A 321-nucleotide genomic window follows, 5' to 3' on the forward strand; every position below is an offset into this window, starting at 1 on the left:
GTATCCCCACTGTTCGTCCATTTCCGCGCAGACGATGACGTCACTGCCCGGCTGTATGCGCGAGGTTACCGACTGCGGCCTGAGTTTTTTAAATGGCGGAAAATCGTGTTGAGGCCAACGCCCATAATGCGGGCGGTTGCCCGGCATCCAACGCCATTCATGGCCATATCAATGATTTTCTGGTGCGTACCGGGTTGAGAAGCGGTGTAAGTGAACTGCAGTTGCCATGTTTTACGGCAGTGAGAGCAGAGATAGCGCTGATGTCCGGCAGTGCTTTTGCCGTTACGCACCACCCCGTCAGTAGCTGAACAGGAGGGACAG

The 321-nt window shown here is 55.5% G+C and carries 1 pseudogene; it reads right to left on the reverse strand.

What is annotated here, in order from left to right:
• Positions 1 to 321, reverse strand: a pseudogene (locus tag N6G83_RS54650) (IS1-like element IS1B family transposase); the annotation flags it as partial.

The sequence above is a fragment of the Serratia sp. PL7 genome (genome assembly GCF_945957435.1).